General features: G+C 57.1%; 7 protein-coding genes. All 7 read right to left on the bottom strand.

Annotated features, from left to right (window positions below; all coding sequences use genetic code 11):
* On the bottom strand, positions 1–1,259 hold a 1,259-nt coding region (locus ACEN88_RS18990; RefSeq protein WP_413342011.1), incomplete at its 3' end, for a hypothetical protein.
* A 352-nt stretch (positions 1,260–1,611) separates the two neighbouring features.
* Positions 1,612–1,869, bottom strand: a complete 258-nt coding sequence (locus ACEN88_RS18985; RefSeq protein WP_413342009.1) for a PAAR domain-containing protein — start codon at positions 1,867–1,869, stop codon at positions 1,612–1,614.
* A gap of 20 nt (positions 1,870–1,889) precedes the next feature.
* On the bottom strand, positions 1,890–3,569 hold the full coding sequence (locus ACEN88_RS18980; protein ID WP_413342007.1) for a T6SS phospholipase effector Tle1-like catalytic domain-containing protein: 1,680 nt from the start codon (positions 3,567–3,569) through the stop codon (positions 1,890–1,892).
* The gene (locus tag ACEN88_RS18975) at positions 3,566–4,186 is read right to left on the bottom strand and encodes a DUF3304 domain-containing protein (protein ID WP_413342005.1); all 621 of its coding nucleotides are present in this window, start codon (positions 4,184–4,186) and stop codon (positions 3,566–3,568) included. Before ACEN88_RS18975 ends, ACEN88_RS18980 begins: the two co-directional genes overlap by 4 nt.
* A gap of 12 nt (positions 4,187–4,198) precedes the next feature.
* Complete coding sequence (locus tag ACEN88_RS18970) at positions 4,199–5,080, bottom strand: DUF4123 domain-containing protein (protein WP_413342004.1); 882 nt, start codon at positions 5,078–5,080, stop codon at positions 4,199–4,201.
* Positions 5,077–7,755: a type VI secretion system Vgr family protein gene (locus tag ACEN88_RS18965; RefSeq protein ID WP_413342002.1), complete on the bottom strand. Its 2,679-nt coding sequence runs from the start codon at positions 7,753–7,755 to the stop codon at positions 5,077–5,079. Before ACEN88_RS18965 ends, ACEN88_RS18970 begins: the two co-directional genes overlap by 4 nt.
* Positions 7,756–7,929: 174 nt before the next feature.
* The coding region (locus tag ACEN88_RS18960) for an NF038129 family PEP-CTERM protein (RefSeq protein ID WP_413342000.1) at positions 7,930–8,307 on the bottom strand (378 nt) is incomplete at its 5' end.

Raw genomic sequence — 8,307 nt, 5'->3', positions numbered from 1 at the left:
GCGATGGTCAGCTGGGCCGGCGTGCCGCCCCCGCTGGCCGCACCGACGACGATGCTGCCCGCGCCGTCGCCGCCCAGGTCGACGTCGAACACGTTCGGCATCGATGGCGCGCTTGGTGCGAGCGGGCTGCCGTCCAGCGCGGCCGTGAAGGCGTACGGCGGACGCTGGCCGGACGCGTCGACCACCATGCGCGTGCGTTGCGGCAGCATGGCGGTGGCCGTGTCTCCCGTGCGCGTGATGCCGATCGGCTGGTTGCCGGGACCGTAGAAGCGCGCCGACACGCCGATCGGCGCACCCTGGTTGATGACGGCGACGTCGAAGTCGCCCGTGATGCCGGGCGTGTTCCCAAGCCCGATCAACAGGTTGCTGGCGCCGGCCGACACGGCGATGTCGTTCATCCCGTGCGGCGCCACGAACAGGCGCACGACGGGGAGGTACAGGCCGGTCCAGTTCTCGTCGTAGCCGAACTGCGCCAGCACCTCCGGCGGTGTGTAGCCGTTCGACAGGTCCAGCACGGCGCTGCGGAAGCCGAAGCCCACGACGTTCGAATCACCGATGAATGCGTACGGCGGCGTCATCGTGATCAGTTCGGCGGTACCGAGGTCGCTGCCGTCGTCCAGGCTGGACGCGCCGAGGCTCAGGAGGTTGAAGGCGAGGACCCCGGCAGCGTCCTGCGACAACTGCATGCGCAGCCTGGGCAGGGTGAACGACACGACGGTGTTGGCGGGGTCGCGTTCCAGCAGGCCATCCGACTCGCGCAGCTTCGCGCCTTTCAGCATGGGCGGGCGCAGCACGACCGTCGTGAGCAGCATGTCGAGTGTGAACTGGGCGCCGGGATAGTCGGATACCGGCATGTCGATCGGCAGCGTGTCGAGTACGTTGAACACGTCGGTCGTGGTGGCCGCCACGCCCGTCGCGGCCGCGATGATCGGGGAACCGGTGCGCGGGACGAACAGTTCGAAGGCGATTTGCGTGTCCTGGATGTCGATCCACGGATCGCGCCGGGTCGGATCGTCCTGCGGATGCAGGCCACCGGCGGTGGCGGTGACGGTCAGGCGCGCGTTCGGGAGGTCGAGCACGGGCCGCGCGGAGACGGCGAACTTCGCTACGCCGCGGATCGTCGTGCCCTCGGCCGCGCCGGTTGCCTCGTAGTGGTCGACATAGATGGCACCCAGCGCCGCTTGCCAATCGCCCAGGGTCGTGCCGAGCAGTTGGTAGGGCGAGACCAGGTCGAGCAGCGAAAGAGGGAAGGCGGGCATTGCGGACTCCTTCAGACGTCGATGACCCCGTACGGGCGGCACGCGGCCTCTCGCACGATGAGATTCGAAAATGGCGGCGGTTGTTCTGGAGGTACGGCGCACTGGCCCCGGCCGCGCGAAAGTGGACCGGGAAGAATGTGTTCTTGTTATTGAGGCGGAGTCGACTGGAGATAATTTAAACGCAATTTTGTTAAATCACAAGCGATCGGTTGCAAAATATTCGTAAATATGTTTGTTGCTTATTCGAGTGGGATAAACTGGCGGAGGGCACGGAAAAAGCTTGCGCGGCGGGCAAGAGAGATTGAGCTGCAATTAACATTTATTGCAACTAATGCGTGAAGTCGTCGACGGATCATATCGACGAGATCAGCCTGGCGCCGCAGGCGGTGATATCTTGATCGTATGCGACTCGTTTGCCGTGGTGCCTGCGCGAGTCGGTGCAAGGGTGGATGGAAAACTTACCTTTACATTGAGGGCAATACGTAGAGTCGCCTTCGAGAGCGACCCGCTTGCCGAGCACGGTGAAATCCTGTGCTGCCGAAATGACCTCTCCGCCGTGCGTGGTCTTGTCGCCGAGGCGGATGACACCTCGTCCTTTCTCGTCTTTCATATTGCCCTCGCTTGAATCCGTTACGCGATGCTGCGTGCCGTGTCGGTGTCCTGATTGGCGGCCACCGTGTGGTCGTCGCTACCCAGGAAGACTCGACGGTAACGCCAATATCCCGTGACTTCGCATTTCGGTAGATTGAACCCAGCCAGGGAGTCGTGTACGTAATCGTCAAAAAATGCGGCTAGCGTGTGCGGCGTCGGTTTTGCACGCTGCGCAAGTGCAAACACTTCCCGCGCTTCGGGCTCCAGGAAGGAAGTTGTCAAAACGTCTTTTCTTGCTCCTGTATAAAGAACATCTTTGAGCGCTGAGAAGGTTCTCTTACCCAAGCTCATGGAAGCCGATCGCGTCATTGCAGCGGCGTCATTGATCAGACGATTATTCCACTCAAGTAGAATGTTTTTCTCGGCGCCGTCCGCACGCTTGACCTGATTGCTCATGTCGAAGCGATCATGTATTTGCCACCGCCAGTTGAGGTACGATTGAAGCCACTCGTAAATCGGCCGAGGTGCGAGAGTTACCTGAGAAACGAAATCGGCGAAAGATTTCGCAAGATTGGGATGAATTGCAAACGGGTCGTAACTGCCGGAGATTGTCCGAGGTTTTTTCAACGGAACGCCGGCCGCGACCGCGCAATCAAACATGTGGTTAAGTGGAATTTGAGATAGCTTCATCGAATCGTGTCCAACCGCTACGCCGAGTTCGCCAGGCCGATAACCGCCCCCGACATCGCTGTGCGCACCAGGATAAGCGTGCTGGACCCACCCCGTCTGTAGTTTGCCGTCAACGCCAGTCTCGTCCAAGGGAAAATTCCGTCTTAGCTCATGCATCGCAACCATGTGCACGCAGTTTTGCACGGAGGTCGGTAAGCGTAACGCATCGTTACTGGCCCATGCTCCGTGTCCTCCCGTCGAATTCGTTACCAGTGCAGACACGCCAGACCAAAATCCTGCGGATGCGACCGTGTCGAAAATCCCTACAAATCGAAAATGCAACGGAACACCGGCGAGACGGCCGTCAACGAGGATTTCGTTCAGCCAACTGCAGAATACCCGTGCCTCTGCAGCGCCTCTGGAAAAGCCAAATACGTCGAGGAAGCACTCAATGACTCGGGGTTTCCCTTCCTTTAGTTTTGCCTCCAAATTTTGTGCTTGTCGAATTAGGAATTCGCGGCGAATGTTGTTACTGCCTACGTTCATTTGCAGAAGGCCGCTATGTACGCCGAGTTTGGCGAGGTGCTCTCGATCCATGCTATCGCCTACATTCAAACTATTGCGACATAGCGCGAGAACAGTTTTCTCATCGAACATGTCACTATTGAAGCAGCGATAGTGTAAAGCGTTGAATACCGATAGTAGACCATAAATGACTCGTCCTTCGCAGCCCACTGCGCAACCCGTACCTAGTTTGCTTTCCTCAAGTTCTCCTATTTCTGGAAATTTTGTTCCTACACCTGGAATATAAGAGGCGTTGTACCCAGTGAATGGATCGTCGTTATAGGCGCTGTGTAGCCGCGAAATATTAGTGTCGGCAAGCTTTGGACGGTCACGATCTTGATTGTTGTTGGTTCCGTCAAAAAAGAGGCCTATATTCGAGATTGCCTGGCATTTTTTAAAATCGGGATCATGTTCCGGCAAGACTTTCCTAATATTTCTTATCGGAGCAGTCTGTGTTGGTGATAATGCCACATCAGCTCTTTTCATCGCCAATCTCCAAATTTCTCTTTATTGCGAGCGTCTTCATCTATTAATCTGGCGATCTCATCTGGGGAAAATAGCGCCTTGACTGCGAATCCCGTGGTTGCCTGATGAGTCGCGTGCGTATCTCCGAACTGAATGGGATGCTGCTTTCCGTATGGTCCGAATGCGCTCACAACGATTCGCACGCCACCTTGTGGAAAGAAATGTACCCAGAAGTTCTCTGGTTCATCATAGGCCTCTACTGGTACTTGCGCATGGTATAAGCCAGCGACCTCTTCCGTTTCCGGTAACGCAGGATTGGACGACCTTACGATGTGGCGCACCTCCCAGCGGACGTTCGCTTTCAAACCGGGATACCATTTCCTGGGAAGCATGAGACAGCAAACCATTGACCCTCCACCACCACTCTCGCCGACAGTGCCGCCACTATATTTGTCGACGTAGAATGCCGCGATCCGATAATCGCCTCCCATGTGATGTACGCCTGTCACGGTAACAGGAATGTAGTTGTCTACCTTGTAGTAGTCATAGATAACGACGATGATTGAAAAAAATACTCCCATTAGTAGGAATGAAGTGACGGGATACCAACGTAAGAAATTCGGGATGGCAACTCTCATAATTCGCTTGCCTTAGATGTAGTTAATCGCATTTGATTCCTCGTTACTAGTTTCATTTTGTAGGGGCTGATGTCTTGAGTCACGGGTCTCGTTAATTAATGCCGAAATTTTAATGCGAAACTCAGCGGGTGCGTTTATTGCAAGAAAATTCTGAATTTCAGGGCGGTTTAGAATTTCACATCGGCTTATCAGTGCAGCCTCTGTCAGAAAAAGTAAAATCAATGAATTGGAATTTCCTGCGGCACGCCACGCTTGACGCGCTGCGAGAGCCCACGCGTGTTGTTCCGCCGTATTTCCGGTCAAAGGCAAACCATGACCCATCATTTTTACTTTGGCGATGCAGTGGTCCGGCTCGCTGGCCTCGTCGAGTGCGGCCAGTTGATCGTGAGTCAGGCTAAACGGCGTCGGTGCGTACTCGACCGGTTCGGCAGGCGATAGTGGAATAAGCGTTCCCGATCGGTCATGAACTCCCCAGCGCGAGATCGGGCCCTTAATGGTTGCCCATTGTGCTTTGGTCAGTACGACCGACAGCGGGGCGAGAACCGTGCAGTCTGCATACCTGAGGGTGAACTGTTTATCGTCAGGAGAGACGATAAAAATGAACCGACGCAGATGTTGGGCGATCTGTTCAAAGCCTGGTTCGGTTTCGATAATCGACACGTGCAGCGCGGGTTTGCGCGCGTTCACGTAGCTCATGACCCGGTCGATGTCTCCGGCTTCATACGCGGCGTCGAGGTCAACGAGGAGTGGGCTGACCGCCAAGGCATGATCGGGATAAATCGGCTCAAGCCATAGCGGGCGATTTTTTGAATCAACTTCGGTGTAGCTTGCCGACACTTCCTCCAGCAACCCGTTGTCGATCAAGAGGTACGCGTTCTGATTTCCATTGTTCATTTCGCCTCCACCAGCGGACTGTGCGCGCGTGCCGCCATGAGCAGGCAAGGAATGCAAATGTCATGGTGTGGGAGTTCGTCAGCGAACTGCACTTGTGTCGCCTGCTTGGCAAATGTCTGATGATCGGCGGCGTACGTGTAACTGTTGCCCGTCGTTTTGCCGATGATGCCGTCGGCGCTGATCCGCAGTTCACTGCCGCCGCCATAGAGACAGACCCCTTTCCGGGCCTTGATGTTGATCCAGTCCGTTGTGCTGATCAGCTCCATCACTTTTTTCGCAAGCAGTTCGATGCTCCCGTCCTGCGCTTCGGTTTGCATATCTCCACGCGCAGCAATATGCTTCATGCCGCCGTCGTTCGCATAAACGTTGACTCCATGGGCCGCGTGTGTGGAAGTTTTTCCACCCGTGGTGACGTGCATATCAGCCGCCGTGATGAAGTCGATATCTTTTTCCGCGCCGAGTGCAAGATTCTCGTTGCTCGCCATGATGATCCCCGCCGGCCCGCTGATCGCGACGATAGGAGCACCGCCTGAATCGCTGCCTGCATCCGCGATATTGGACCCGCTGTCCAAATGTCTGAGTTTGTCAACGAGCTGTGCCAACTGCGGCCCATTGGCGGGATCTTTTGCATGGGTTTCCGCGAGCTTCGAGAGTTGGTCGGCAATGTCGCGTAGCCCGTCAGCAAGGCCAATGAGCTTTGTTCGATCCAACTGGTTGCCTCTGGCCCGATCGCTGCCCTCGGAGGTAATGAGCACGCCTTTGCCACCGCGAATCGCCACGGCGTTATCACTCCTGAGCTCGGCACCCTCGCCGCGAGGCTGGCGGCGGTCGTCTCTTGGATGCGTTAGCCAGCCAAGATTCAGTTGCGAAGTGCCATCGTCACTTGAGAGTTGAGCGCTGATCTCGTGTGGCGTGTCGTCAAAGCGGAGCTGGTTCGCGCGCGTGCCGTGGATTTCCTGGCTACGCATACCCGAAAGGAAACGCGTCACCGGCAGATTGGCCCGCTTGCTTAACGGGGGCGGCAGAGCTTGTCCATTGAAGAGCTGGCTGATAATGATGGGCTTGTCGGGATCACCGCCGAGAAAAGCCACCAGAACTTCGGTTCCGACTCTGGGCAGGGTTAGGGTGCCGCATTGAGAATCGCTACCGCCAGCCCAGGTTGTTGCCACCCTTACCCAAGCAGAATCGGCACCAGCACCCGATGGGTTGGTACCGAGGTCGTGTTGACCATCTCTCGGGTATGCAGCTGGAAACCGAATCTTCACACGGCCGTATTCATCGCAATGCACGACGTCGTTTTCCTCTCCGACCACGATGGCAATCTGTAAGCCAGGGTCACGCAGGTCAGTACGCGGGTCGAATGATGGAACGATCGGGACGGAACGTCTAACGGCTTCGAAGCGCATCTGAAAAGGGGCGGCGGCCCCATCTTCGCTTCCAGCGATAAGGGAACCGGAGGCGTCGTGCCAGCCATTGCACACAAACAGCCGGTGTAAGCGGTCCTCCAGGCTTTTTGGCAGGTTATTTCGAGCCCTGACTTCGAGCGACGTGATGACGAAATCGCGCTCGGCCTCCGGATGACGGTCTATCTCCGGGTGATCTTTGATCGTGAAGTATTCGCCGGCGCAGAAATCCCGTACGCTTCCTTCTCCGGTAAATTGTTTTGCGTCCAGCTCTTTACGCTGCATCCGTAGTAAGCCGAGGCGGTGCAGATCCCGATCGTCCGCGCCGACATGCGGCGATTCGACAATGAACTCCTGCATCCTGTTTGCCAGCTGGTTTCCTGAGACGCCTTGGTCGGCCGTGGTGGGAGCCTCGGCGAACATCCTTGGCACGTTTCCTGGCTGCTTATAGTCCCAACTGAAAATGCTCGAGCTGCCCGCCTGGAACTTGCGTACCGCGCGCCAACGCGTCACGGAGTCCCGCTCCTCGGTCGCGGCGTCGCGGTGATAGCGGATGACGCCAGCCGCGTTTCGCGTCAGGTCACTCTGGCAATCGAAAAGTACCAGGGTATGTGCTGATGCGAGTTCGGTTGCCCGGCTTTGTTCTCTCCAGGCCCGATTGCGACCGGGACGAAAGCACCAGGCGACGCCGGAACGTGCCGACAACCGGCGTACGAATGCAGCATCCGATTCGTTGAACTGTATTGTTTGTTCGCGCTCTGCGTATCTGTCGAGCCGGAATCCAGGCGCAAACTCAAAGTCGAAATTACCAGTCAAAGCGCTGTTGAGTTGCGTCCATTCCTTTAACACGACCGTTACAATCTGCGGCCAACTCATTCTCCGGAAGACACGGGTGTTGACGCGCTGGTCCATGAATGCCATGGCGTCGCTGACGACGAGCTGGTAGCTGGCGATCGCGCCATCCGAATCGCCTGCACTGGCTTGCGAGATCAGGCCGCTGACCTTGCGCAATTCTCTTCGGTCATTAACAAATTCAAGTGTGGCCGGCAAGCCGATGAACTCTTTCAATGGAAGAGCGACAGACGTGGCAACGCAATTGACTTGGTATCTAAATCCGCCGCAGACGGACTCCGATCCAGTGACAACCTGTGGAAGCAGAATATCGTCGGTATAGGACTGGCGATGGAAGAGCTTCAGCTGGATGGGACGATGACTCGAATTCAGCCACTTTTTCTCGCGAATGAAGTTGCCCAGTTCGCTAGCGTCTTGCATCGCATCCTCCCATAGTTACCTATTGGAACCAGCGAGCATTCTGGCACTTAACGCAAAGACGAAATTGAGTATTGGCAAAGCCTGTGATTAGGTCGCGAATAGCTTAGCCGTGAATAAGAAAAAACCCGGAAGCCGCACATCGGCTTCCGGGCTGCTTCAGGTCTTCAGGACCGCTCAGAACCTGCGCGCTTCACGCCCCCGCCACGCCATCATCGCCAGCATGGCAACCAGCATCAGCGCCGCCGTCGACGGTTCCGGAACCTTCGTCACGCTGCTGACCGGGGTCGAGGGCGCCGCCACGAGGACCTGTTCGCCGACCGGAGCGAACGGCTGCAGGAACAGGTTGCCCAGGTCGCCGTCGGCGCCCAGGTAGTGCGTCGCATCGAACAGGGCCCAGCCGAACGCCGTGCCGATGTCGCCCGGCAGCATGGTGAAGCTGACGTCGAAGCCGAACTTGCCGCCCAGCTGGATGGCCTGGACCAGGTCACCGCCGCCGCCGGCATTGCCGAACACGAAGGAACCGGGCGCGGTGCCCGTGACCGTGCCCGTCAG

This window comes from Massilia sp. CT11-108 (assembly GCF_047302915.1).
Classification (GTDB): domain Bacteria; phylum Pseudomonadota; class Gammaproteobacteria; order Burkholderiales; family Burkholderiaceae_D; genus Telluria; species Telluria orientalis.
This window is presented reverse-complemented; position numbering and strand designations above follow the sequence as displayed.